Genomic DNA, 24,127 nt, shown 5'->3' with positions numbered 1-24,127 from the left:
TGGAACAATGAAGAAACATATCATCCTATTGTCCGCCGCCGGTTTGCTGTTCAGCAGTTGCGGCGTGTACACCAAATACAAACCCGCTACCGAGGTCCCCGACGGCCTCTATGGGGAAGAAATGGCAGCTTTTACGGAGAGCCTCGCCGGTTCTCCGGCTGCCACCGAAGACAGCCTGGACCTTGGCCTGGGCGGCATGGACTGGCACGAGCTTTTCACCGACCCACATCTGCAGGCACTCATCGGACAAGGGTTGCAGAACAATACCGACTACCAGTCGGCACAGCTCCGCGTGGAGGAAGCCGAAGCTACCCTGCTGTCCGCAAAGCTTGCCTTCCTGCCCTCCTTTGCCCTTGCGCCGCAGGGCACGGTGAGCAGCTTTGACAGCCACAAGGCCACACAGACCTATTCGCTGCCCGTTACTGCCAGTTGGGAGCTGGATGTTTTCGGCCGCATGCGCAATGCCAAGAAACAGTCGAAGGCGCTCTATGCGCAGAGTCAGGACTATCGCCAGGCCGTGCGTACCCAGCTCATTGCCGGGATAGCCAATACTTACTATACCCTGCTGATGCTGGACCAGCAGCTTGCCATCTCCAGGCAGACCGAAGAGACGTGGCGGGAAACCGTTGCTTCCACCCGTGCCCTGATGAATGCGGGCATGGCGAACGAGTCCGCCGTGTCGCAGATGGAGGCCACGTACTATCAGGTGCAGACTTCCGTGCTTGATTTGGAAGAACAGATAAACCAGGTGGAGAACAGCCTTGCGCTGTTGCTGGCAGAGACGCCCCGTCATTACGAGCGCGGTGTGCTGGCAGAGCAGCAGTTCCCTGTGGGCTTTTCTATAGGGATTCCTGTTCAGATGCTTTCCTGCCGTCCTGATGTCCGTTCGGCTGAGCGGACACTGGAAGCGGCGTTCTACGGCACCAATGCGGCGCGCTCTGCCTTCTATCCCTCCATCACGCTGGGCGGGAGTGCGGGCTGGACCAATTCTGCCGGTTCAATGATTGTGAATCCCGGCAAGTTCCTGGCTTCGGCAGTGGGTTCGCTGACGCAGCCGCTCTTTGCCCGCGGGCAGATCATTGCACAGTACCGCATAGCCCGTGCCCAGCAGGAGGAGGCTTCCCTTGCCTTCCAGCAGACATTGCTGAATGCAGGCAGCGAGGTGAACGATGCCTTGACTGCTTGGCAGACAAGCCTATCCAAAAGCGAACTGCTGGACAAGCAGGTAGCTTCCTTGCAGACAGCTGCCCGCAGCACTTCCCTGCTGATGGAACATGGCAACACCACCTATCTGGAAGTGCTTACCGCCCGGCAAAACTTGCTCAGTGCGCAACTGTCGCAGACGGCCAACCAATTCTCTGAAATACAAAGCCTGATTAACCTCTACAAGGCGTTAGGAGGAGGTCAGGAATAGAGTGTCATCATACTACTCTCTCTGCATCTTCACTTTATATGTGAAGAAAGGGCTGTCCGGGAAGTGATTCCGGGGCAGCCCTCTTTGTTGGGTGATGTATGAATGTCTTATTTATACTGTGCCCAGTCTACATTCTTCATGTCTCCACTTTTGGCCAGCTCAGCGTGCATAGCCAGTGCGGCGCGCAGGGCATGGGGAGTCTGTGACTTGCCGTCGGTCAGTTTCAGGTAATCCCACAGAATGTTCTTGTAGTCCGGATGAACACAGTTCTCGATGATGGCTTGTGCACGTTCTTTCGGACTCTTGCCGCGGAGGTCGGCCACACCTTGTTCGGTGATGATGATGTTGACGTCATGCTCCGTGTGGTCCATGTGCGAAACCATCGGCACGATAGCCGAGATTTTACCTTCCTTGGCAACGGACGGACAGGTGAAGATGGAGATATAGGCATTGCGGGTGAAGTCACCGCTTCCACCGATACCGTTCATCATCTTCGTACCGCCGATGTGCGTGGAGTTCACGTTGCCGTAGATGTCGGCTTCGATGGCGGTGTTGATGGAGATAACACCGAGTCGGCGCACCACTTCCGGGCTGTTGGAGATTTCCGACGGACGGAGCACCAGCTTGTCGCGGAAGAAGTCCATATCCTGGTAGATGCCTTCCAGACAGTCGTTCGTTACGGTCAGTGAGCAGGCGCTGCCGAATTTCACGCGGCCTTCGCGGATAAGTCCGATAACAGAGTTCTGGATGACTTCTGTGTACATTTCAAAAGCGGGGATGGTCTTGTCACGTCCCAAAGCACCCAATACGGCATTGGCAATGTTACCCACACCGGATTGCAGCGGCAGGAAGGTAGGCGGAATGATTCCGCGTTTCATGTCGGCGGCAAGGAAGTCGGCCACGTTCTGTCCGATTTTGTCGGTCAGCGGGTCGGCGGCGGCAAACGAACGTGCCTCGTCCGGCCAGTTGGTCTCCACTACGCCGACAATCTTTTTCGGGTCTACCTGGATGTAGGGCAGGCCGATACGGTCACTCGGTTTGTAGATGGGGATTTCGCGGCGGTAAGGAGGGTCGAGGGGTTCGTAGACGTCGTGCAGGCCCATGGCGTTCTTGCTGTGGGCGGCATTCAGTTCCACGATAATCTGGTCGGCCAGGCGGCAGACAGTCGGAGCGATACCGCCGGCTGCCGTCAGGTAGATTTTACCGTCGGGAGTAACCTCGCATGCCTCGATGATGGCAACGTTTACTTTTCCCATGAAACCATAGCGTACTTCCTGCGCCATCTGTGAGAGATGGATGTCGTTGTAGGCTATTTCGCCATTGTTCACGGCTTTGCGGAAGTCGGAGTTGGTGGTGTAGGGCGCGCGGTAGCGGATGGCCTTGACGCGCGAGAGCACACCGTCGCAAGAGTCTCCGGTAGAAGCACCGGTGAAGATACCTATCTGGAACGGGTTTCCTTTTGCATGTTCTGCTTCCGCGATTTTTGCTAATTCAGCCGTAACGGCTTTGGCTGTTCCTGCGGGAGTAAATCCGCTCAAGCCGATGTTGTAGCCATGTTTAATCAGGCTCGCAGCTTCTGCTGCCGAAATGTAATTGAGTGCCATAATATAAATAGTTATTTTTTCGTGTAAAGATTCTGAAGGGGCTCGTAATTGGTTCTGCAATTATCGACTGTCTTTAATATTTCCGTTGAAGTATTTCTGACCAGATGATGGCTTTCCTCGCTTCTTCTGCCGAGTGGATGCCGTATTCGGACGTTGCTTCATCGGATTCTTGCGGACGGGATGCCGGGGAGGGAGGGGAAGCCTTTATGGAAGTGTGCTTGGATTTGGCAGACGGTTTGGATACCGGCTTGGGCTTTTCTGCCGGCTTGGGGCCTTCGGGAATAAAGCCTCCGTAAGTATCTCCGCCCCAGTATTCGGGCAGTGGGTTGTCAACGTCGGGCATAGGTATGTCGGGACTCTTGTCAGCATTTTTATTTGCTTCTTTCTTAAACTGCTTGACGAGTCCGATTACTATGACAGCCGCAACTAACAGAAACTTGAAGACATCTTCCATATTCTTTTTGATTTTCCACCCAAAGATAGTGCAATTATCTCTTATCTTTGCTTTTGGGCAAAGTTAATTATTTAATCTGATTACAGCCAAGGAATTGGTAATAAAAAAGGGCAGCTTCACAGCTCCCCTTAATTTTTTTAACCTAAACCTTAACTATGAAAAAATCTAATGTTTCTTTCATTCCACAAATTTGTGAATTAATTTGCTCTATGCCAAATTAACACTCGGAAAATGTTTGCTCTCTTAACATAAATTAGCTGATAAGGCGCAGATTGACAACTTGTAATGGCATTTTTCTTTCATTTCATCCGTTTATTGGGAGGGAAGAAGTATCTTTGCGCTCCGGATGACAGATACCAACTTATGATATAAACTGATTTTAAACGAACTGATTATGGAAAAAGTAACGGGAGCAGACTTTAAATCTGCAACTGCTGATGACAACAAGAAGTTGTTTATCGAGACTTACGGCTGCCAGATGAATGTGGCCGACAGTGAAGTGATTGCATCCGTCATGCAGATGGCGGGATATTCGGTGGCCGACACCCTGGAGGAAGCCGATGCAGTGTTTATGAACACCTGCTCCATCCGCGACAATGCGGAGCAGAAGATTCTGAACCGTCTGGAGTTCTTCCACTCGCTCAAGAAGAAGAAACGCGGCCTGATAGTGGGTGTGCTGGGCTGTATGGCAGAGCGTGTGAAGGACGACTTAATCACCAACCATCATGTGGACCTGGTGGTGGGGCCGGATGCCTACCTTACTCTGCCCGAACTGATTGCCTCGGTAGAGGCCGGTGAGAAAGCAATGAACGTGGAGCTCTCCACCACAGAGACCTATCGGGATGTCATCCCCTCGCGTATCTGCGGAAACCACATCTCCGGCTTCGTCTCCATCATGCGTGGGTGCAATAATTTCTGTACTTACTGCATCGTTCCCTACACCCGTGGCCGCGAGCGCAGCCGTGATGTGGAAAGCATCCTCAATGAAGTGGCCGACCTCGTGGCAAAGGGTTATAAGGAAGTCACCCTGCTGGGACAGAACGTCAATTCCTACCGCTTCGAGAAGCCGGACGGAGAGACGATTACTTTCCCAATGCTGCTGCGCACCGTGGCAGAGGCAGCGCCGGGCGTACGTATCCGTTTCACTACCTCGCACCCTAAAGACATGAGCGACGAAACTCTCCAGGTCATTGCCGACATGCCCAACGTATGTAAGCACATCCACCTGCCGGTACAGAGTGGGAGCAGCCGCATCCTGAAGCTGATGAACCGCAAGTACGACCGCGAGTGGTATATGGACCGCGTGGCAGCCATCCGCCGCATCATCCCCGATTGTGGCTTATCTACGGATATATTCTCCGGTTTCCATAGTGAGACGGAGGAGGACCACCAGCTTTCCCTCTCGCTGATGGAGGAGTGCGGATACGATTCCGCCTTCATGTTCAAGTACAGCGAACGCCCCGGTACGCATGCTTCCAAGCATCTGCCGGACGATGTGCCCGAGGAGGTGAAGATTCGCCGTCTGAATGAAATCATCGCCTTGCAAAACCGTCTCTCTGCCGAGGCGAATGCCCGTTGCGTGGGCAAGACGTACGAGGTGCTGGTGGAAGGTGTTTCCAAACGCAGCCGCGACCAGTTGTTCGGCCGTACGGAGCAGAACCGTGTGGTGGTGTTTGACCGTGGCACGCACCGTGTGGGCGATTTTGTGATGGTGAAGGTTACCGAATCCAGTTCGGCTACGCTGAAAGGAGAAGAGGTAGCCGGCTGACGGGATAGAAAAGTCTCGATGACATCAGTATGATGACACCGGTATATAATATGAAAAGCACGAGCCTCACGGCCCGTGCTTTTCATATTATAAACTTTAAATTTTATTCTGCCATGGCCAGAATATTCGCTACGTAGTCAGTCCTGTTGTAGCTTACCAGGGTCAATTCGGACTTTGGCGCGTCCTGATTGTAGAGTTTGTAAGCTACCGGCATGTTTTCATCGTTCAATTCATACACACTTTTCTTCATGTCTTTGTCATAAGCCTTGTGAGACTCGTTCCAACGTGCGTAGGACATGGTGATTTCATCATTGCCATATTGGTATGTCATCTTAAAGTAAGGTGTCCATTCGTCTTTTGCACCGTCCCACTTGGAGGCTTCCTTGCAGGTCAAGCGTTTCTGGTCGTCATAAGAGTATTCATAACGGATGTGCCGGTAAAGTTGTGCACCGTCTTGCTTAAAGATGGTCTTGGCAACTACTAATTCGTTTTTCACTTCTTCATTGGTGATGAAGTTGTTTTCCTGAGCTTTCACTTCTGTATTCATAACGCTTACGATAGTCATTGCTACGAATGCGACTGCCTTGAATAAATTTGTAGTTTTCATAATCTTTATTTTTAATTGTTGTTACTTACTCTGTTTCTTTTAGACGTTGTTCCCGATTAAAAAGTTGCATTCCAACTAATCTTTTTCTCAAACGCCTTCGCCTAATTATAGTCAATTCCCATGCCAAAGATTTAAGTTGTTGATAATCAATGAATAGATGCTTTCGAAAACTGTTCATTATCGGACAGTTGGTCATTCGTTCCGCCGGCTGGCCGGAGCAAGTGTTTGTTTTCTTAAATCTCCTTAATGGAAACCCTATAAATCACTTTTTATTTGTTATTTTGCACCAAATTTAGGTATGGTGTGGTCTGTTTCATTCGGGCTGCACTTCCTTATTGGCAGAACGTTCGATGAATAAACTCACTATAAAAGCTTGTCCGTTATGTGGTGGAACGCATTTGGAGCGTGCCCTGACATGTGTAGACCATTATGCCTCGGGCGAAATGTTCCACTTGTGCCGCTGCCGGGATTGCGGTTTCCTTTTCACGCAAGACTTTCCCGTGGAGGCTGAAATCGGTCGTTACTACGAAACTCCTGATTACATATCACATACCGATACCCGCAAGGGGGCGATGAACTCCGTGTACCATTGGGTGCGCAACTATATGCTGGGACGCAAGGCACGCCTTGTGTTCCGTGAAGCACACCGCAAGGAGGGCCGCCTGCTGGATTTGGGTACGGGGACCGGTTACTTTGCCGATGCCATGCAGCGTCGCGGCTGGCAGGTGGAAGCTGTGGAGAAGAGTGCGCAGGCGCGTGCCTTTGCCAAAGAACACTTCAATCTGGATGTGAAACCCCATACGGCATTGAAAGATTTTGCACCGGGCAGTTTCGACGTCATCACCCTATGGCATGTCATGGAACATCTGGAACCCCTCAACGAAACGTGGGAAACCCTGCACTCCCTGCTGACTGAAAAGGGGGTGCTGATTGTAGCTGTGCCCAACTGCTCCTCCTTCGACGCAAAGAAATACGGGGCTTACTGGGCTGCCTACGATGTGCCCCGCCATTTGTGGCACTTCACACCGGGCACCATCCAGCAATTCGGTTCCAAGCATGGTTTCATCATGGCAGAGCGGCATCCCATGCCGTTCGATGCCTTCTACGTCTCCATGCTGACAGAAAAGCACATGAGGCACTCGTGTACTTTCCTGCGGGGAATGGTGACCGGTACACTGGCCTGGTTCAGCGCGTTGGTGAAGAAGGAACGCAGCAGTTCCATGATTTACGTGTTCAGGAAGAAAGGGTGAGAAAAGGGATTAGGGATTAATGATTAATGATTAATAGCGACTGATTTACATAACTTGTAGCTTGTAACTCGTAACTTATAATTGGTATAATGAAAGCAAAGAATAACTCGGTATCCTATTTTGACATGCAGTTCATTACGTCCAGCATCAGTACGACGCTGGTGTTACTGCTGTTGGGGCTGGTTGTATTCTTTGTGCTCGCGGCTCATAATCTTTCCGTGTACGTCAAGGAGAACATCAGTTTCTCCGTGCTTGTCAGTGACGACATGAAGGAGAGCGACATCCTGAAGCTTCAGAAGAGGCTGGACAAGGAGGCTTTTGTGAAGCAGACGGAATACATTTCCAAGAAGCAGGCACTCCGCGAGCAGACTGAGGCGATGGGTACGGACCCGCAAGAGTTCCTCGGCTACAATCCTTTCACTGCCTCCATCGAAATCAAGCTGCATTCCGACTATGCCAATTCGGACAGCATCGCCAAAATAGAGAAACTGATTAAAAAGAATACCAATATCCAGGAAGTGCTCTACCAGAAAGACTTGATAGATGCCGTGAACGATAATATAAGGAATATCAGCTTGATGCTGCTGGGGCTGGCTGTGATACTGACGTTTATCTCCTTTGCGCTGATAAACAACACCATCCGTCTGGCTATATATTCCAAGCGTTTCCTTATCCACACCATGAAGCTGGTGGGGGCAAGCTGGGCATTCATCCGTCGTCCGTTTCTGCGGCGCAATTTCTGGATAGGTGTGCTGGCCGCTTTCATAGCCGACAGCATTCTGTGGGGAGCCGCCTATTGGCTGGTGTCCTACGAACCGGAGTTGGTCAAGGTGATTACGCCCGAGGTGATGGTGCTGGTGTCGGGTGCCGTGCTGGTGTTCGGTGTACTTATTACGTGGCTGTGCGCTTTGCTTTCCATCAACAAATATCTGAGGATGAAGGCAAGCACACTGTATTATATTTAACGCCTTGAAGTGCATAGAGAGAAAGTACTGTTATCGCAGCCTCCAAATAGTAAATTGTAAATAGTAAAATAGTAAATGTATAGATGAGTAAAGAGAAATTCGCTTTTGATAAGACCAATTTTATCCTGCTTGGCATCGGAATGGCGGTGGTTATCATTGGTTTTCTTCTGATGACCGGCCCCGTGTCTACCCCGACGACCTTTGAGCCGGACATTTTTAGTGTGAGACGCATCAAGGTGGCTCCGGTAGTTTGCCTGCTGGGGTTTGTGTTCATGATATATGCCGTGCTGCGCAAGCCTAAAAGCTGTCGTGCAGAGGAGTAAACTTTCAGACGCGGATTACACAGATGACGCAGATTGGAATATTAGAAATCCGTGTCATCTGCGTTATCTGCGTCTGAAAAATAATCAGAAAGAAAGTAGTAACAGAGCTTCCGGACAGCCCCTCCGGCAACTCAAGAACTTAAAAACTTAAACAAATTGGAATGGTTTGAAGCGCTTATCCTTGGGCTTATTCAAGGACTGACCGAATATCTGCCGGTGAGCAGTAGCGGACACCTCGCCATCGGTTCGGCATTGTTCGGTATTGAGGGAGAGGAGAATCTTGCTTTTACGATAGTGGTACATGTGGCTACGGTGTTCAGTACGCTGGTGATACTCTGGAAAGAGATTGACTGGATTTTCAAGGGACTGTTCAAGTGGCAGATGAACGAGGAGACACGTTACGTCATCAATATACTGGTATCCATGATACCTATCGGCATTGTGGGGGTATTTTTCAAGGACGAAGTAGAGGCCATTTTCGGTTCGGGACTGGTCGTTGTGGGCTGCTGCCTGCTGCTGACAGCTCTGCTGCTGTCTTTCTCCTATTATTATAAGCCGAAGCAGAAGGAGAACATCAGCATGAAGGATGCCTTTATCATCGGTCTGGCACAAGCATGCGCGGTGCTTCCGGGGCTTTCCCGTTCGGGCAGCACCATTGCAACCGGTCTGTTGCTGGGCGACAACAAGGCGAAGCTGGCACAGTTCTCTTTCCTGATGGTGATGCCTCCCATCCTGGGCGAGGCACTGCTGGATGGAATGAAGATGATGAAAGGTGAGGCGGTTGCAGGGGATATTCCGACGCTTTCGTTGGTGGTAGGTTTCCTGGCTGCTTTTGTTTCGGGCTGCCTGGCCTGCAAGTGGATGATAAATATTGTGAAGAAGGGCAAGCTGATTTATTTTGCCATCTATTGCGCGATAGCCGGTGTCATAACGCTCATATTAAGCTAAAGTCCCCTCCTTGTGTGGGGGAAAGACTGATTACTCCGGAAATCAATAAGAGAAAAATATTAAGTTGTACCATTTTATCCCCCTCCCTACGGGGGAGGGGTTAGGGGAGAGGCCAATGAATTTTAAAGAAGGAGAAGTCCTCTATTTCAATAAACCGCTGGGATGGACATCGTTCAAGGTTGTGGGACATGCGCGTTACCACATCTGCCGGCGGATAAAGGAGAAGAAGTTGAAAGTAGGCCATGCCGGTACCCTCGACCCGCTTGCTACGGGGGTGATGATTGTCTGTACGGGCAAGGCCACGAAACGGATTGAGGAATTCCAGTATCACACGAAGGAGTACGTCGCCACCATCCGGTTGGGCGCCACCACTCCCTCTTACGACCTGGAACATGAGATAGATGCCACCTATCCCACGGAGCACATCACCCGCGGACTGGTGGATGAGACGCTGAAGAAGTTCATCGGCGAGATACAGCAAGTGCCTCCCGCCTTCTCGGCATGTATGGTGAACGGGAAACGTGCCTACGACCTTGCCCGCAAGGGAGAGGAGGTAGAGCTGAAACCCAAGTTGCTCGTCATCGACGAGATAGAGCTGCTGGACGACGGGCTGGGTATTGCCGAACCGTGGATAAAGGTACGCGTAGTATGCAGCAAAGGAACCTATATCCGCGCCCTGGCACGTGACATCGGCGAAGCCCTGCAGAGCGGCGCTCACCTCACCGCCCTGGAGCGTACCCGTGTAGGCGACGTCTGGCTGGCAGACTGCCTCAATCCCCTCGATTTCAAAGAGTGGATAGAGGCGCAGGAGATAGATATTTAGTTATAAGTTATGAGTTATAAGTTATTTGCTATGAAGTGTAGCATACTGCCGGATAACTCATACCCTCTTATGACTAAAACAGACTGATATAAATAATAAATAACTCATAACTTATAACTCATAACTAATTATGAAACTGTCGCAATTCAAATTCAAGCTTCCCGAAGAGAAGATAGCTTTGCACCCCACGAAGTACAGAGACGAGTCACGTCTGTTGGTGTTGCACCGTAAGACGGGTGAGATTGAGCACAAGATGTTCAAGGATGTTCTGGACTATTTTGATGACAAAGATGTGTTTATCTTCAACGACACCAAGGTTTTCCCTGCCCGCTTGTACGGTAACAAGGAAAAGACCGGTGCGCGTATTGAAGTGTTCTTGTTGCGTGAGTTGAACGAAGAGCTCCGGTTGTGGGATGTACTGGTGGACCCTGCCCGTAAAATACGTATCGGCAATAAGCTCTACTTCGGTGACGACGACTCCATGGTGGCTGAGGTTATCGACAACACCACTTCGCGCGGGCGTACGCTTCGTTTCCTTTACGACGGTCCGCACGATGAGTTCAAGAAGGCGCTCTATGCGCTGGGCGAAACGCCGCTGCCCCACAGCATCATCAACCGTCCCGTAGAGCCGGACGATGCCGAACGTTTCCAGTCTATTTTTGCACGCAACGAAGGAGCTGTTACAGCGCCTACCGCCAGCCTGCACTTCAGCCGCGAGCTGATGAAGCGTATGGAAATCAAGGGTATTGACTTTGCCTACATCACCCTGCATGCCGGCTTGGGTAACTTCCGCGACATTGATGTGGAAGACCTCACCAAGCACAAGACAGACTCCGAGCAGATGATTGTGAACGAGGAAGCCGTACGGATTGTGAACCATGCCAAAGACCTGAACCGCCAAGTCTGTGCCGTAGGTACCACCGTGATGCGTGCCATCGAGAGCACCGTCAGCACCGACGGACATTTGAAGGAATACGAGGGTTGGACCAACAAGTTCATCTTCCCGCCGTACGACTTTACCGTGGCCAATGCCATGATATCCAACTTCCACATGCCGCTCAGTACCCTGCTGATGATTGTTGCCGCTTTCGGCGGTTACGAGCAGGTGATGGAGGCATACAATGTGGCATTGAAGGAAGAGTACCGCTTTGGTACGTATGGAGATGCGATGCTGATTACAGACCGGTAATTATGGTTGTTTATTTCAGTCTTGGTACCAATCTCGGCGATAAGGAGCAGAACCTCCGCATGGCCGTCCAAAAGATAAGAAAGCAGATAGGGGAAGTGATTTCCCTATCTGCTTTTTATGCTACTGCCCCGTGGGGCTTTTCTTCCGATAATACTTTTCTGAATGCCGCACTCTGCGTAGACACTGCTTTGGCACCTTTGGAGGTGTTGCAAACGACGCAGGAAATCGAGCGGGAGATGGGGCGTACGCATAAGTCTGTCAATGCAGTGTATAGCGACCGTGTGATAGACATCGACCTGTTGCTCTGTTTTGCCGATGACGGTACTCCCGTTTTGCTGGATACTCCCGAACTGAAACTTCCTCATCCGCTGATGCAGGAACGCCGTTTCGTGATGGAGCCGTTGGCGGAGATTGCTTCAGGCGTGGTGCATCCGGTATTGGGAAAGACAATCGGGGAATTGTTGCAAAATCAGTGTTAATCTCTGCTATCTGTAGCGCAGATACAAGATTTCTTTTTTATCTTTGCCTCCGGAAAGCGAAGATAGGCTGCACCTCAGCATAAAAAATGAACAAGTTCATTTTGTTCTGCGTTCGGTTTGCACTATCTTTGCCCCCGAAAAACGATATGTGGAGAGATTTGAGTAGCTTGCAACCACAGAAAAAAATGCTAAAACACATCCTTTTCTGACGGCACGTTTGTGTGCCGGATGCATCTACTCCACACACCTCCTTCCGCCATTCGTTGAATTATCAATTATCAACTATCAATTCTCAACTGAAATGGGATATTTATTCACATCCGAATCGGTGTCTGAAGGACACCCCGACAAAGTGGCCGATCAAATATCGGACGCTGTGCTTGACAAACTGTTGGCCTACGACCCCAGTTCGAAAGTAGCTTGCGAAACTCTGGTTACTACCGGTCAGGTAGTGCTGGCTGGAGAAGTGAAAACCAAAGCGTACGTTGACATGCCTCTCATCGCACGCGAAGTAATCAAGAAAATCGGCTATACCAAAGGCGAGTATATGTTCGAGAGCAATTCGTGCGGCGTGCTGAGCGCCATCCACGAGCAGAGCCCCGACATCAACCGCGGCGTGGAGCGACAGGACCCCATGGAACAAGGTGCCGGAGACCAGGGGATGATGTTCGGCTACGCCACCAACGAAACGGAGAATTACATGCCGCTTTCACTGGACCTTGCACATCGCATCCTGCAAGTGCTGGCAGATGTCCGTCGCGAAGGCAAGGTGATGACCTACCTCCGTCCCGACGCCAAGAGCCAGGTGACCATCGAATATGATGACAACGGCACACCCGTACGCATCGATACCATCGTAGTTTCCACCCAGCACGACGACTTCGTACAGCCTGCCGACGACAGCGATGCCGCCCAGCTGAAGGCCGACGAGGAAATGCTCGCCCAAATCCGCCGGGATGTAATCGAGATTCTGATGCCGCGTGTCATTGCTTCCATCCATCATGAAAAGGTGCTGGCACTGTTCAACGACCGTATCACATACCACGTCAACCCCACGGGCAAGTTCGTAATCGGTGGTCCTCACGGTGACACCGGGCTGACGGGACGCAAGATTATCGTAGATACCTACGGCGGCAAGGGTGCCCATGGCGGCGGCGCTTTCTCCGGAAAGGACCCCTCTAAGGTAGACCGCAGCGCAGCTTATGCAGCCCGCCACATTGCCAAGAATCTGGTAGCTGCCGGCGTTGCCGACGAAATGCTGGTGCAGGTAAGTTACGCCATCGGTGTGGCACGCCCCATCAATATTTTCGTAGATACTTATGGCCGCAGCCACGTCAATATGAGCGACGGTGAGATTGCCCGTAAGATTGACGAGCTGTTCGACCTTCGCCCCAAGGCAATAGAAGACCGCCTGAAACTGCGCAACCCCATCTATCAGGAGACTGCCGCCTACGGACACATGGGCCGCGAGCCGCAGACCATCGTCAAGCATTTCAAGAGCCGCTACGAAGGCAACAAGGACATTGAAGTGGAACTCTTCACCTGGGAGAAGCTGGATTATGTGGACAAGGTGAAAGCCGCATTCGGTTTATAATCAGCATAGCTTTACGGCTATTTATATAGAAGGCTGCCCTTCTGCAGATACCGATGTTTCGGAGGATGCAGAAGAGGCAGCCTTTGTTGTTTTGGTCTTGCTCTTCAAATGGATTTTTTCACCGGCAGTACAAACACGAACCTTGCCCCCTCCTTGTACTCCTTGTCCAGCAGCACTTTCCCTTTCAGCCGTTCGGCGATGAGGCGGCAGATATTGAGTCCCAGACCGGTGCCTTGCCCGAAGTTGTCGGCCTTTTCAAAGCGTTCGAAGATGGTTTCCGAGTATTCCGGGGGAATGCCGGTACCGGTATCGGTGACGGAGAAGGTGACGTATCCGGGATGCTCTGTGAGGGAGCAGTGCAGGCGGATTTCGCCTTGTGTGGTGTGTTTCTCTGCATTGGTAAGGAAGTTGATGAGTATCTGGCACACACGTTGCCCGTCGGTGCTCAGTTCGTAGCAGTCGTCCACTTCGGAGGTGTAGTAGAGCTTCACGCCTTCGGGCTTGCGGTGTTCAACGGTGGTTATGGCTTCCCGGCAGAGCTTGTTGCAACTGTGCGGCGCTATCTTCATGGTGTATCTGTTGCTTTCCAACTCGGCTGCGCTGAGGATGTCCCCCACCAGTGTAAGGAGGAGGTCGGAATTGTGCTGTATGAGATGGCAGAAATCCTGCCTTTCCTCTTGGGAAAGGTTCGCGTCGGGGGAAGTGATGAGTTGTGAGAAGCCCACGATAGAGTTGAGCGGTGTCCGTATTTCGTGACTCATGTTCTGCAGGAAGATGCTCTTTGCCTTGTTGGCTGCTTCGGCTTGGTCGCGTGCTTCGGAAAGTTCCTCGTTCTTGTGGCATAGTTCGAGGTTGACTTTACGTTTGCGGTGGAGGTAGAGCATCAGGAAAAGCAGGGATAACAGCAAAAAGCCGGTGACAATGCTGAAAAGAGTGATGCGGTAGCGCGAGGTGGCCTGTATGTTTTCCATTTTCAGACGTTCGGCGCCTATCTGGGTGTTCAGTTCGGCGATGTCCGACAGTTGCAGCAGATTGTTCGTCGAATCCAACTGCTGGTGGTATTTTTTCAGATATTTGATGGCATTGGGATAGTCTTTGGCGTATTCGTAAATGTAAGCATGTTGTTGCAAGCCTTTCTCGGACAATTGGTCAGCGTGGGCATGGGCCTGCTCATACTGTTTGTCCAGTATGTTCTTGCTGATGTGGGCTATCAGTAGGGAAACGTTGGCAGAGAGCTTGCAACGGTCTGCCATTTGTACGGCTTCTTTATAGCAGTCGTTGAATTCATCTATACGTTTCTGCTTGAACAGTATCAAGCATTTCTCTATCATGGCTTGGGCTATGTTCCGTTCTGTTTTAGCGCTCTTCAAGGCTTTTTCGCAATAGTCCAGTGCGGTGGCGTAATCTTTTTGGGTGTTACGGTAATATTCGGCAAGGTTTGAGTATAGTTGGCTGGGATCCTGGTCGGGCATATTCTTCAGCATATAGTCCAAGGCTTCCTGATAGTATTGGGCGGAGAGGTCGAAGTTTCCGCGTGATTTGTAGATATGGCCCATGGTTCGAATACAGCTGAAGATACCGTAAGGGTATCTGTCGGCAAAAGCTTGCTTTTTCATTTTTTCCGCTTTCTGCAAGGCGAGCAATGAGCGTTGTTGGTTCAGGAAGTAGATGATTTCGCTGCTCCAAGCGTGATAATAATATTGCAGATAGTTATTGGCACGTGAAATCTCTTTCAGGTCAGTGGATGCCTTTTCTATTTTGCTATCATCTTTTTGGGATATATAGAACTGCAGGGGGATGATGTATGCCAGGCATTGTGCTTTTTTGTCACCGAGTTTCAGAGCCTGTTGATACAAAGTGTCGGCCACCAGCAACCCCTCCTGCTGGCGTGCCTGCTTGGAAGCCCGCTGGTAGATGGGGTAGAGTGCATCGTCTATCTTGTAGGGATTGTTCTGTGCTGCGGAAGGTAGGGACACCCATACTGAAAGCACTAGAAAACATAACCTTGAAAGAATGCACTCCCTCTTTGTTCTATTGGATGGAATAAGCATGTTTTTTTCCGGATACTTATTATTATGCCTATGGCATCGCAAAAATAAGATAAAAGAATAAATTACAAGCTTTTTTTGTATAATTTCTCTGTTTACTTATTAAACAATCCTTGCCAGGAGCTTTCTTACGAAATTTCCGGTGATAATGCCGCCCTCTACATCATCATATTCTTCCTTATCGAGAACTTCACGATGGCCATTGCATTGACTGCCGCCAGCGGCAGGTCCATGGGGTCGTGGTGGTTGTTGTAGCTCACCAGACGGATGCAGTCCGGCCGTTCCGAGTGGTTGACGTATTTCACTGCCAGGTATTCGTCGCCGCCCCGTTCGAAGGAGACGAGATACATTTCACCGTAGATGACGTCGGTGAAGTCGCGGATGGACTTAAAGCCTACGATGTCGCCGGACTTGAGGATGGGATACATCGAGTCGCCCGAGACGTAGACGGCACCGTCGCACACAGGGATATTGGGAATTACAATCCGCCCCAAGGCGTACTGCGGGCGGTCAGCCAGCAGTGTCTTCAGGTTGGCGGCGGCAGAGATGTCATAGAGGGTCACGCTACGGTCGTCCATAGGGTCGGCTGTTTTCGGTGTGTGAAGTATTTCCACTTCACCTTGTACCAAGTCATTGTCACAGAATTTTGAATGATGTGCAGGCGAGCCCTTTCCCGTCAGCAGCCAGTTGTAGTCCACGTCGTCCAGGCTGCCCAGCAGCAGGGGGAAGTCGATGCTGTTGCGGGCGTTCCAGTTGCTCAGTGTGGAGCGTGATATACCCAGAAAGGCGGCAAGTTCGCTGTCTGTCTTGAATTCTTTCGCCAGTTTGGCACGTTTTATGATGTCTGCCGCACAAAATACCGGGTCTTTGTCATTCGCCATATTCTTCAGTTTTTACGTGTAAATTATTCAGAAACTATTATCTCCTCATTTATACTGTCTTACGTCTTATTTAAGAATTTAATTCCCGATTTGTTTGTTTTATAAATGAAAACAGCATTATCTTTGTTGGGACAAAAATACATATCATGTTTTATAAATGCAAATAAAAGGGAGGGATTTATGGAAAATACACATCTGGTCTTTTATCCGGAAGCATCCGAATTTAGCAAAAATACTTACGAATTTGAAAAAATGGGCATCCGCCTTGCCGGATGTATAGATGAGGTGCGTTGGAAGTATAGATGCAACGCGCTGAATGTATAGATGGAATACGCTGGATATATACTTCCAGCAAACAGCCCCTACAAGCATCTTTGGCAGGGGCGTGCCGAAAAAATATTATTGTACTAATTCTTAACAAAAAATGGTTATGGAACAGATTATTGAAAAAAATGTTCGTTTCTGTGGATGTTGCCACAGAGAACTGCCCGTTGATTCTTTTTATGTAGACAAGCGTACGCTTGCCCCCGACAATTATTGCAAGGAATGCCGTAGGGCGATGAGCAACGCCCGCTACCGTCGCTCACTTCCTGCAAGCAATCCCCTCCGTTATCCGGTCATCACTGAAATTTCGGACTGTACTCTTCGTATGTATCTTATTCTGAATGCTTTGAAGGTAGTGCGCGAAAGCGTGCTCCGCAAGCGGAAACGCCTATGCGAAGCAGGTGATATAGAATGATACAAGCCGCTCTCTCCCCCTAATCACTAACCCCTAATCATCAAACCATGTCCAGAATCAAAAAACGGGGACTTGACTATTTCCCCTTGAACACAGACTTCATGCACGACCGTCTGGTGCGCCGCATCATGAAACGTGAGGGTGACGGCTCCTTTGCCATTCTGCTGGGCGCCCTCTCCTGCATTTATGCCGACGAAGGCTATTACGTGTGTGCCGACGAGCTTTTCTACGAAGACCTTTCCGCCTGCCTCTATGAAAAGACGGCTGCCGACGTGAAGCGCATTCTTGCCCTGGCTGTGGAGTACGGCATTTTCAATGCCGTCCTTTTCGGCAAATACGCCATCCTGACTTCTGCCGAGATACAGCGGCAGTATCTGTTCAGTACCAAGCGCCGGAAATCTTCCGCCATAGACGCACGTTATTGTCTGGTGGATGATTCTCAGAGCGATGACGAGGCCGCGCCGACTGCCGCCGGGAGAGTGCCGTCTGCCAATGGAAGCGTGCCGTCCGTTGCCGAAAGTGCAGCATTTAAGTCCGAAAATGCGACATCGGGTACACATAGCACAGCAGAGCATAGCACATCACAACACAGCAAAGAAAATCCCCTCCTCCATAGTTCCCCCGGAACCGGGGGCACTGAGGGCGCGGATGTGCCATCCGCGGAGGGGGAATATCTTCGGAAAATAGAGCAACTGCAACCGCCGCAGGATGGCACGGACCGCAACCTGGACGGGCTGCTTTTCAATCTGAAGCAGTTCCATATTCCTCCGCAAGAGCAGTATGCCATTATCCTCAAAAGTAATTTCGGTGCTATCGGCCACCCTTTGTGGAAGGGCTTCTATGCCTTGCGCGAGAGTCATGGCAAGATACGGCAACCGGGGCGATACCTGCTGAGCCTGTGCTGTAAGTAAAGTTTTCGATTTGTGAATAAATTCATGAAGAAAAACGGTTTTTTTAATTTGCACACTTTTCCGGATAGCGTTATCTTTGCAATGTGGTTAAGCTTGATACACAAAAATAAAACAATGTTGTTTCATTTGAAAAAAACGAATCCTTGAATTTCAAGACAAACTATTAATTTTTAAAACAAAACTACTATGCCAGTAATTTACAAATCATTTCAGTCGGTTCTTGCCAACAAAGAGGGCAAGAAGCTTTTCTATCCCCGCGTGGTGCTGACGGGGAATGTGGACACCGAGCAGGTGGCCAAGGAGATTGCGGAGTTGTCTTCCCTCTCTACGGGTGACTCGAAGAATGTCATCGACAACCTGGTGACCGTGATGACTCGCCACCTGCAGTCTTCCGAGAGCGTGACGCTGGACGGTCTGGGTACTTTCCGCCTTACGATGAAGTCCACCATGAACGGTGTGGAAGACCCTCTGAAGGTATCGGCTACCCAGTCCACACTACGAGTGCGTTTTCTGCCCACCTCCAAGCGTAATCTGGACCATACGGTGTCTACCCGTTCGCTGGTGACCGGGGTGAAGTGCGTGCGCTTCGACCTTCAGGACACGGCAGGTTCGGGCGGCAACGACGGTGGCTCGGGCGGTAACGACGGTGACCAAGGTGAAAATCCGTTGGGATAAGGCCATTTACGATTTGACGATTTACGATGTACGATTGAAATTCGTACTGCTAAATAACCGCGCCTATGCAGGCATTTATGATACGAAAAGTAATCGTACATCGTAAATCGTCAAATCATAAATTACTAATCTTCAATCATTAATCACTAACTAATCTTATGCGAAAAATCAACTACATCGTGGTGCATTGCAGCGCCACGCGGGAGGGCTGTACGCTTACTTCCGAGGCTCTGGAGGCAGAGCACCGCCGCCGTGGCTTCCGCACGACGGGCTATCACTACTATATCCGGAGAGACGGTACCGTGCTCGGAACCCGTTCCTTGGAACTGCCCGGTGCGCATTGCCGCGGTCACAACAAGTATTCGATAGGTATCTGCTACGAAGGCGGGCTGGATGCCTGGGGAAATCCGAAGGATACCCGTACGCCGGAGCAGCGTTCGGCCCTGCACCTGCTGGTACACCAGCTGCTACAACAGTTCCGGAACGCCCGTGTATGCGGCCATCGCGACCTCAGTCCCGATTTGGACGGTGACGGGAAGGTGGAGCCGTGGGAGTGGGTGAAGCAGTGTCCGTGCTTCGAGGTAAGTAAAGAATTTTAGAACAATCATCTTTAAAACATGGAATTATGAAAATAAGCAAAGAAACCTGGAAAGATATCTTGAAAATTGTGGGTACCATCATTGCCACCATAGCCAGTGTGCTGGGCGTGCAGGCGATGCCACTGTAAAAACAAGTATTACAAAACTAAAAAAGTGTGCCGGAAGCCGAAATACCTACTTCAGGCGCACTTATTTAAGAAATATATAAATTTCATTGAATATGAAAAATAGAATAAAAGTATTGTTAGCTCTTCTTATGTTATGTGGTACAACGCAGTCGGTACGTGCACAGGACGGTGGAGATATGAATAATCATCTTCTGCGGATAAATGATTATGTACCTGCTATTCCCGAAGCGGCAGGTATGCAATTGTATGGAAACATTCCTGTAAGTGAATACACAGGAACACCTGATATCTCTATACCGCTATATACCCTTAAATGTGGGCGTATAGAACTACCCATTACGTTGTCTTATCATGCGAGCGGAGTCAAGGTGGCTCAAGAAGCTACGTGGGTAGGTCTTGGTTGGAATCTTTTGGCAGGAGGGTGCGTCAACCTTAATGCTGTGGGCAAGGTAGACGCGACCTCTGGTACATTTGCTACTTGGGCTGAATGGGAGAAAATAAAATATCACTGGAAAGTACAGAGTGCTGATACGTTGAACTACCGTTCGGGTACCGAGGAACTGATGAATTTGTGGGGAAATTTAATGTTCGACCCCAATACGAGTAATACGACCAATGGAATTATTAATGAAGGCCTTATAGGGCAAGGTGAAAGAGATATATTTGAAGTTGCATTGCCCGGAGGAAGATCATTCAAATACTTCTTGCACCCCAAAAGTCAGACTCCTGTCATTATCGGTTCCAGGATGAATTGTAAAGTGTGGCATAGTGCTGAAAAAGTGATCATTACAGATGAAGCAGGCACATCTTATGCCTTCAGGCCTTATGCATTTGTAACTTCCAATGCTCCCTTGACTTATATGCTGACAAGTATGACGGATGTGACGGGACATACTATCACTCTAACCTATGTTACCGCCAGTTGCTATTCGGTGCCTGTTATGTCGGAGTATTATACCGTAGGTACTCCTCCGGACAATGACTATATAAAACGGAACTTTACTGCCGGCATTTCACAGACTTGCTATTTAAGCAAGATAGAAACCGATACGGAAGAAGTGATTTTCGAGATGGGAAGTCGTGAAGACCGCTATCCGGGAACTACCGGAAAACTGACAAACATGAAAATAAAGAGTAAGTTGGACGGGAAGGATGTGTATTCTTACCAGTTCAATTATGATTACTTCATTTGTCCCGAACAATCAGTCGGCGGTAATTACTTGTCATCGGACGATTATGGGTCGTCGTCTACCATACCCACCAGCGTACTTCGTAAACGTCTGAAACTGCTTTCTGTACTTCGAAAAAATGGCACTTCGCAGGGTGAAAAGCATACATTCACTTATAATGAAGCTGTGAACTTGCCTTATAAGACTTCTTTTGCCATAGACTATTGGGGATATTACAATGGACAGCAGAATACTTCCACGCTTACAAACCGTGTTCATACATTGATTCCCTCCCTGGAAGGTTTGACGAATGTTCCTTTATCCGGTTCTACCGCTGTCAGAAATTGTAGCCGGGAGTATATTACGGCCAATATGCTGAAGAAAATCACATATCCTACGGGCGGCAGTGTGGAGTTTGAGTTTGAACCTCACACTTTTGTAGGAGACAATCGTTTCATTTCTGCAGAGGATTTGAATAAGTATGACGCACAAGTCAAAGGTGTCAATACTGTCAACAACAACGACCTGATAGTGACGCCTTCCGCTACTTTCACTCTGCCCACCACGCAGGTAGTGACGGTGGATGCTCAAGTCAATTTTCCCGATTATGAAGTCAATCAAGTCACCGGCTCCGGAACCACTTTGCGGAAACTCGGTGCCGGAGGAAGTGTCATTAAATCGTACAAAGTGACTTCACAAAATACCAGTGGGCATGTGTATCATGTCAACGAGTCGTTCACATTGGAAGCGGGAGATTATGTCCTGACAAGTACATTGAGTTCTGCAGTTACCAATCAAGGTTATTCTACCCGCAATGCCAGTTCTGCTACTTTGACCTATAGAGGCGGTGGAACTGCAGTAAACAAAGACACATTGCAGAAAGTTGGCGGAGGAGTGAGAATCAAGACCATTACTAAAAAGAATAATACAGGTGAAGTGTTGGAACGTACCGGTTACTTGTATGAAAGCGAGAATCACAAGACCTCTGGCATTCTGATGTTCTCAGTCAAGTTCTATGATGATTTTAATGTCCGGCGCGGAAGCTATACCACAACTCCTGAAGGAGTGATACGCCCTTCTACCAGTTACCACACTTTCCGCCGTTTTTATGCTCAGGCGCAAACTCCACCAGCTTCTGCGCCCAATGCCAATCCTGTAGGTTACAGCCGTGTCGTCAAGCAGCGCGATTTTCTGGATGCGGGGAGAGAGGAACTCGTATTCAGTAACATAGCCGGCCAGGATTATGATGCTACCTTGGCTTATATGCCTGCCAACTATAATGGGCGACTACTGAAAAAGAGCATCTATGATGCCGGTAATATCTTGGTATGGGAAGACACCTATGAATATGAGATTGCAAACAAGTGGCAAGAATTGACCAACATCCGTGTAAGGGACAACTATGTGGGTCCGGTTAATTGCTATTCCGGCAGTATCACCTATAATGAAAACATCGGAGGACAGACGGTGAGCTTTAGAAATCCATTGGCTTATCACGGACGTTTTGAGATAACTTTATATCCGCATCTTACCTATGATATACGGTTAAAACGGGAAGTTTCGACGGAATATGCCCATGGTGTACCGGTGACGCAGGAAAAACTGTATACCTACAACAGTCGTAACCAGATAGCTACTTGCCGCACAAGTACCAGCCGTTCGGGCTATGTAATGGAAAGCTATGCTTATGCAGCGGATGTTTCTTCCTACAAAGATGAATTCAAGGCTAATAACGTGCTTGATGCTGTACAGAACTACCAACGAACATCGGGAGGAGCGACGCTGTATCTGAATAATACGTACGGGGACGTCTTTTCTAAATTCACCTTGCAGTCCAGTGAAGAATATAGTAGTTTGTATCCTGAGAAAAGAACTGTTTCTTATAGGTATGATAGTAAATGGAATCCGGTGGAAGTTACTACTCCCGACAACATGTCTGTGGTCTATTTGTGGGGCTATAAATATTCTTTGCCGATTGCCCGTCTCAAAGGTATCACTTATGCGGAAGTAGTGTCTCGGCTCGGAACAACAGGTTTGGATGCTTTGTGTTCTGCCGGTTCACCCAATACGACGGCCCTCTATGCACTGAAAACGTCCTTCCCGGAATGCGAGGTCACAACCTGGCTTCACAATCCTTCTTATGGGCTGAAGGAGATAAGAAAAGCAACTGGTTTTAAGGATTTCTATCTCTATAATGCTTTGGGTGATTTATCTGATGTGCAGGATCATAACCAAAATCCTATTGCCTCGTACTTCTATCAGTGGTCTCCTGACGGCACTTCGCAGAATTACGTTCGCACTCATGCTATGACTGCAGCAGCAGGTAGCAAGTATATGGCAAGTTATGATTATTATGACGGCTTGGGGCGTCTCTTCCAGAAGGTACAAAAGGGAATTACTCCTGCCGGAAGTAATTTGATATCGTTACAAGAATATGATGGCGCAGGACGTCGTTCGGAGAGTTGGCTCCCAATTGTTTCCTCCTCTGTTTATATGTCTCCTTCGGCTATCAAAAGTGCGGCTCCGGGCAACTATTCAAGTGATTCCCGTCCCTACAGCAAGCCTGTTTACAGTGTTTCCCCATTAGACCGCATTCTGAAGCGATACTCTCCGGGAGCGGCATGGGCATCAAAACCTGTAACTATGGATTATCTGGCTAATTCTTCCGATGTGAATTGCATTAACTATTCGGTAAGTTCGTCTGGGGCACTTGTCAACAACGGTACTTATGCAGCCGGACAGTTGCGCGTGGTGAAACGTATTGACGAAGACCAACATGTTTCTTATACTTTCACAGACAAACAAGGCCATATATTGCTGGAACGCCAGATGCAGGGTAGCGAGCAGCATGATACTTATTATGTGTATAACGATTTGGATAACCTTTGCTTCGTATTACAACCGATGTATCAGAGTGTGTCAAACCTGGATCAATATGCTTTCCAGTACAAATATGACAACCGTAACCGTTGTAATTGGAAAAAGCTTCCAGGTGCTTCTGCTGTGAGCTATGTGTACGATAAGGCAGACAATATGATCTTTTCCCAGGATGGCAAGCAGTATGCCTCTAAGCAGTGGAGTTTCTATCTGTATGATAAGTTCCATCGTCTGGCAGTGCAGGGCGTTTGTTCCAATACGAATACGGCTGCAGTTTCGAATGTTATTGTATCATGTACACGGGTGAATAGCAACAGCGGTTTGGGTAACAGTGGATATACATCAAGCTTCGCCTTGGTGTCGCCCGAAGTCCATAGAGTAAACTATTATGATGACTATGCCTTCCGTAGTCTGACCGGTTTCGATAATGCCGGCTTTCCTGCGGCAACAATCGATGCCAAAGGATATGTCACCGGTAGTGTAGTCACTGTTCTTGGCAGCAGTACAAAACTTTATTCGGCTAATTATTATGACTTTGAGGGACGCATCACAAAAACGGTTCAAGGCAATTTGCTGGAGGGTTATGATACGACGAACACTGTTTATACTTTTACCGGCAAGCCGAACACTGTGACACATACACATACTGCCAGCGGAAAGACCACGCGCACGGAAGTATATA

22 protein-coding genes are annotated in these 24,127 nt (G+C 49.3%); 17 read left to right on the top strand and 5 right to left on the bottom strand.

The window, feature by feature from the left end; translation table 11 throughout:
• Window positions 1-7: 7 nt before the first annotated feature.
• A complete protein-coding gene (locus DW947_RS18110; protein ID WP_119958589.1) occupies window positions 8-1,414 on the top strand; it encodes a TolC family protein in 1,407 nt (468 codons plus the stop codon).
• A 107-nt stretch (window positions 1,415-1,521) separates the two neighbouring features.
• On the opposite strand, the gene DW947_RS18105 is transcribed toward DW947_RS18110, so the two are convergent.
• Complete coding sequence (locus tag DW947_RS18105) at window positions 1,522-3,018, bottom strand: acetyl-CoA hydrolase/transferase family protein (protein ID WP_117588941.1); 1,497 nt, start codon at window positions 3,016-3,018, stop codon at window positions 1,522-1,524.
• Window positions 3,019-3,091: 73 nt separating this feature from the next.
• Window positions 3,092-3,472, bottom strand: a complete 381-nt coding sequence (locus DW947_RS18100; protein WP_044468396.1) for a hypothetical protein — start codon at window positions 3,470-3,472, stop codon at window positions 3,092-3,094.
• Between the two features lie 394 nt (window positions 3,473-3,866).
• On the opposite strand from DW947_RS18100, the gene miaB reads away from it, so the two are divergent.
• Window positions 3,867-5,240, top strand: coding sequence for a tRNA (N6-isopentenyl adenosine(37)-C2)-methylthiotransferase MiaB (gene miaB, locus DW947_RS18095; protein ID WP_005833992.1), 1,374 nt, complete (start codon window positions 3,867-3,869; stop codon window positions 5,238-5,240).
• A gap of 103 nt (window positions 5,241-5,343) precedes the next feature.
• On the opposite strand, the gene DW947_RS18090 is transcribed toward miaB, so the two are convergent.
• Entirely contained in the window at window positions 5,344-5,847 is a 504-nt protein-coding gene (locus DW947_RS18090; RefSeq protein ID WP_008662312.1) for a DUF3836 domain-containing protein, read from the bottom strand.
• 350 nt (window positions 5,848-6,197) lie between these two features.
• Between DW947_RS18090 and DW947_RS18085 the strand changes: the two genes are divergently transcribed.
• The 8 genes from DW947_RS18085 to metK all read left to right on the top strand — a co-directional run bounded on the left by DW947_RS18085 (window position 6,198) and on the right by metK (window position 13,418).
• Complete coding sequence (locus DW947_RS18085) at window positions 6,198-7,097, top strand: class I SAM-dependent methyltransferase (protein WP_057089640.1); 900 nt, start codon at window positions 6,198-6,200, stop codon at window positions 7,095-7,097.
• Window positions 7,098-7,186: 89 nt separating this feature from the next.
• Window positions 7,187-8,062: a cell division protein FtsX gene (locus DW947_RS18080; RefSeq protein WP_005825286.1), complete on the top strand. Its 876-nt coding sequence runs from the start codon at window positions 7,187-7,189 to the stop codon at window positions 8,060-8,062.
• Between the two features lie 83 nt (window positions 8,063-8,145).
• Complete coding sequence (locus tag DW947_RS18075) at window positions 8,146-8,385, top strand: DUF3098 domain-containing protein (protein ID WP_005833999.1); 240 nt, start codon at window positions 8,146-8,148, stop codon at window positions 8,383-8,385.
• Window positions 8,386-8,541: 156 nt separating this feature from the next.
• Entirely contained in the window at window positions 8,542-9,333 is a 792-nt protein-coding gene (locus DW947_RS18070; RefSeq protein ID WP_005825291.1) for an undecaprenyl-diphosphate phosphatase, read from the top strand.
• Window positions 9,334-9,448: 115 nt separating this feature from the next.
• The gene (gene truB, locus DW947_RS18065; protein ID WP_119958588.1) at window positions 9,449-10,156 is read left to right on the top strand and encodes a tRNA pseudouridine(55) synthase TruB; all 708 of its coding nucleotides are present in this window, start codon (window positions 9,449-9,451) and stop codon (window positions 10,154-10,156) included.
• 130 nt (window positions 10,157-10,286) lie between these two features.
• Window positions 10,287-11,345 (top strand): tRNA preQ1(34) S-adenosylmethionine ribosyltransferase-isomerase QueA, encoded by a 1,059-nt coding sequence (gene queA, locus DW947_RS18060; protein WP_005825296.1) that lies wholly within the window; start codon window positions 10,287-10,289, stop codon window positions 11,343-11,345.
• Between the two features lie 2 nt (window positions 11,346-11,347).
• A complete protein-coding gene (gene folK, locus DW947_RS18055) occupies window positions 11,348-11,824 on the top strand; it encodes a 2-amino-4-hydroxy-6-hydroxymethyldihydropteridine diphosphokinase (RefSeq protein ID WP_005825297.1) in 477 nt (158 codons plus the stop codon).
• Window positions 11,825-12,125: 301 nt separating this feature from the next.
• Window positions 12,126-13,418 (top strand): methionine adenosyltransferase, encoded by a 1,293-nt coding sequence (gene metK / locus DW947_RS18050; protein ID WP_005825299.1) that lies wholly within the window; start codon window positions 12,126-12,128, stop codon window positions 13,416-13,418.
• A 104-nt stretch (window positions 13,419-13,522) separates the two neighbouring features.
• Here the strand turns inward: metK and DW947_RS18045 are convergent, their stop codons facing one another.
• Both DW947_RS18045 and DW947_RS18040 read right to left on the bottom strand, forming a co-directional pair.
• Window positions 13,523-15,469, bottom strand: a complete 1,947-nt coding sequence (locus DW947_RS18045; protein ID WP_119958587.1) for an ATP-binding protein — start codon at window positions 15,467-15,469, stop codon at window positions 13,523-13,525.
• 155 nt (window positions 15,470-15,624) lie between these two features.
• Window positions 15,625-16,347, bottom strand: coding sequence for a helix-turn-helix domain-containing protein (locus DW947_RS18040; protein WP_005825301.1), 723 nt, complete (start codon window positions 16,345-16,347; stop codon window positions 15,625-15,627).
• A 180-nt stretch (window positions 16,348-16,527) separates the two neighbouring features.
• Between DW947_RS18040 and DW947_RS18035 the strand changes: the two genes are divergently transcribed.
• From DW947_RS18035 to DW947_RS21930, 7 genes are all read left to right on the top strand, one after another.
• Window positions 16,528-16,671 (top strand): hypothetical protein, encoded by a 144-nt coding sequence (locus DW947_RS18035; protein ID WP_229078227.1) that lies wholly within the window; start codon window positions 16,528-16,530, stop codon window positions 16,669-16,671.
• Window positions 16,672-16,771: 100 nt separating this feature from the next.
• Window positions 16,772-17,086 carry a hypothetical protein gene (locus tag DW947_RS18030; protein WP_008662326.1) on the top strand — a complete coding sequence of 105 codons (315 nt, stop codon included), beginning with the start codon at window positions 16,772-16,774 and terminating at the stop codon, window positions 17,084-17,086.
• 47 nt (window positions 17,087-17,133) lie between these two features.
• A complete protein-coding gene (locus DW947_RS18025) occupies window positions 17,134-17,997 on the top strand; it encodes a DUF4373 domain-containing protein (protein WP_119958585.1) in 864 nt (287 codons plus the stop codon).
• 186 nt (window positions 17,998-18,183) lie between these two features.
• Complete coding sequence (locus tag DW947_RS18020) at window positions 18,184-18,672, top strand: HU family DNA-binding protein (protein ID WP_005825310.1); 489 nt, start codon at window positions 18,184-18,186, stop codon at window positions 18,670-18,672.
• A 158-nt stretch (window positions 18,673-18,830) separates the two neighbouring features.
• On the top strand, window positions 18,831-19,271 hold the full coding sequence (locus DW947_RS18015; RefSeq protein ID WP_119958584.1) for an N-acetylmuramoyl-L-alanine amidase: 441 nt from the start codon (window positions 18,831-18,833) through the stop codon (window positions 19,269-19,271).
• 26 nt (window positions 19,272-19,297) lie between these two features.
• Window positions 19,298-19,399 (top strand): smalltalk protein, encoded by a 102-nt coding sequence (locus DW947_RS21655; protein WP_005825315.1) that lies wholly within the window; start codon window positions 19,298-19,300, stop codon window positions 19,397-19,399.
• 92 nt (window positions 19,400-19,491) lie between these two features.
• The coding region (locus DW947_RS21930; protein ID WP_243635103.1) for a DUF6443 domain-containing protein at window positions 19,492-24,127 on the top strand (4,636 nt) is incomplete at its 3' end.

It is taken from the genome of Bacteroides sp. AM44-19, assembly GCF_003603395.1.
GTDB classification, from domain to species: Bacteria; Bacteroidota; Bacteroidia; order Bacteroidales; family Bacteroidaceae; genus Bacteroides; species Bacteroides uniformis.
The sequence above is the reverse complement of the archived record's forward strand: the minus strand, read 5'-3'. Positions and strand labels throughout refer to the sequence as shown.